The sequence below is a fragment of the Desulfovibrio piger ATCC 29098 genome (genome assembly GCF_000156375.1).
Classification (GTDB): domain Bacteria; phylum Desulfobacterota; class Desulfovibrionia; order Desulfovibrionales; family Desulfovibrionaceae; genus Desulfovibrio; species Desulfovibrio piger.
Genome location: NZ_DS996361.1, coordinates 20,019 through 22,252 on the forward strand (window position 1 = coordinate 20,019; position 2,234 = coordinate 22,252).

Annotated in this window: 2 protein-coding genes and 1 pseudogene; 2 read left to right on the forward strand and 1 reads right to left on the reverse strand. The window is 65.9% G+C overall.

The features are described from left to right. Together DESPIG_RS14270 and DESPIG_RS11820 are read left to right on the forward strand one after the other, a co-directional pair. Window positions 1-208 (forward strand): annotated as a pseudogene (locus tag DESPIG_RS14270) (hypothetical protein); the annotation flags it as partial. Window positions 209-497: 289 nt separating this feature from the next. Continuing rightward, window positions 498-1,172, forward strand: coding sequence for a hypothetical protein (locus DESPIG_RS11820; protein WP_006009076.1), 675 nt, complete (start codon window positions 498-500; stop codon window positions 1,170-1,172). A gap of 70 nt (window positions 1,173-1,242) precedes the next feature. Here the strand turns inward: DESPIG_RS11820 and DESPIG_RS11825 are convergent. Further along, window positions 1,243-2,234: autotransporter outer membrane beta-barrel domain-containing protein (locus DESPIG_RS11825; RefSeq protein WP_006009077.1), on the reverse strand; the 992-nt coding region annotated here is incomplete at its 5' end.

The window sequence follows — 2,234 nt, forward strand, 5'->3', positions numbered from 1 at the left end:
ACCGGTATCCGCCCCGCAGGGGACTGCTCCGGCGGCCCTGCCCGCCCAGGGGCCTGCCGTCGGAGGGGCGGTGACGCCTCCGGCCCTCGCGGCTCCGCAAACACCTGCGGCACCCGCACCGGTACCCGGACATGCGGCCATGCCTCCGGCAACGGGGGGCACCTCGGCCGGTGGTCCCGTGCTGCCCGCACCGGCGCCGTCCCGCTAGGGCTCGACGATCCGGCCTGTTCCTGCAAAGGCAGGCGCGGAAGACGGCGGCCCGGCGGAAGGTCCCGGCGCTCCCGGGGATGCGACCATGAGCGGAGGATGTCCCTCCGCCGGTGGCCCGGATGGAGCTCCGGCAGCGACACGATGCAAACTTCAAGGCAAAGAGGGGGAGTGCCTTCGGGCAGCTCCCCTTTTTCACACGCCGGCAAGGGCGCCATGGCAGCGTCCCTTCCGGTCTGCCGGGATGTCCCGGCCCTAACGGCGGGCCCGTGCCCGCAAGGAGGCGTGCCATGCGCGCTGTGTTCCCCAAAGATATCTTTTGCCGCGGCAGCGCCCTGTGCTGCCTGCTGCTCCTCAGCTGCCTGTGCCTCTGGCCTGCCGGGGCCCGTGCCCTTTCTTCCGATGCGGCCCGTGCCTGCGTGGTGGAGGCTGGCGGGGCCGTGGACAATGCGGATGCGGCCTGCTTCGAGCAGCTCGTGGATATGGATGCCATCCTCAATGAGGCCGTGGACCTGTTCATGAAGGAGGCCGCCAAGCCGGAGAATTCTTCCCTGCTGCCGCCCATGCTGGCCTTGATGTTCTCCGGGGCCGCCATGGCCGAGGACAACGGCCTGGGCGTGCGCAAGCTGCTGGTCTCCGAGGCCCGGGCCTTCGTGCACAATGGCATCGCCTCCGGGGCCTTTGCCGGAAAGAGCGTACAGGACTACGCAGCGGAAGGCTGGGTGGCACCCCTGTTCGAGTCCGTATCCATGGGCCGCAAGGAGATCCGCAACGTGGGCACGCCCGTGCGGCAGGGCAAGGACTGGATCGTGCCCTTCGTGCTGCGTGACCATGGCAACGGCAACAGCTATGCCGTGCGTGCGCGGGTGAGCGATGCCGGGGGCAGCCCGCGCGTGGTGGCGGTGGAGAATTTGCGCCAGCTGTTCGTCATCCTGGGCAAGGAGGCCCAGGCGCTGGAAAGTTAGGCGACCGAGGATCGAACCATAAAAAAAGGCCCTCCGAGGAGGGCCTTTTTTTATGGTTGAAGGTCAGGAACTAGAAGCGGATCTCCACGCCGAGGCGGAAGGAGTTGTCCGTGTAGTTGCTGCGGGTCTCGCCGTTATACTGCCCGAAGATGGACACGGTGTCGTTCACGTTGAAGCTGACACCGGCGTTGTAGCGCAGGGCGTCCTTGCCCATCTCGACGCCATGGACACGCAGGGGCGCGCTGTTGGGGCCAAGATACACGCTGGCTTCGGCCTGGGAGTCGTTCAGGTCGCGAGCGTAGCCGACACCGATGCAGGTGCTGATGGACTTTTCGTCATCGATGACGAAATCGTGCTGCAGTTCGATGCCCACGGGCAGGGTCCAGCGTTCCAGTCGGTCCACATCGAAGTGACGGCCGAGCGGGCCGCTTTCGGTGTAGGCATCCTGCGTGACGCTGGCGTATTCGATGCCCACATAAGGGGTGAGGCGGGTGGCGCCTTCGTTGAACAGGAAGTTGTACGAAGCGCGGGCGCCGAAGCCCCAGAAGTAGCTGTTGTAGTCGCCTTCGGCATCGGGCAGGCCCGAGAAGGAGGTCTCGGATTCGTTGTAGCCCTGGCCGTACATCACATCGGCTTCCAGGCGCACGGGGTCAAGATCCAGAGCGGCATAGAGGCTGCCCACCCAGCTGCGCATGTCGGTGTGGTTGAGGTCGTCACGGGAATAGACGTCGGTATCGATGTAGGCAAGGCCGACACCCACGAGGGCCTTGCTCATGGTCAGCGCGTAACCGGCAGCGAGACCGCCGGTGTAGCTGTCGAAACCGCTGATACTGTCGTTGGAGCCCTGGTTGCTGATGCCGCCCAGAGCGGTGATCCACATCTGCGAGCGGGGTTCGTCCGTGGGGGCAAGGCCCTTCACGCCGTTGCGGATGCCTTCGCGGAACAGGTTGAGCTGGTTGATGTTGGCATAGCCGCTGTTGAGGGTGTTCTCACCGCTGACCTGGCGCAGGGTCTCGGCGGCGCCTTCGGGCGTCATGCCGGAAAGGCCGTTCAGGTAAGCGG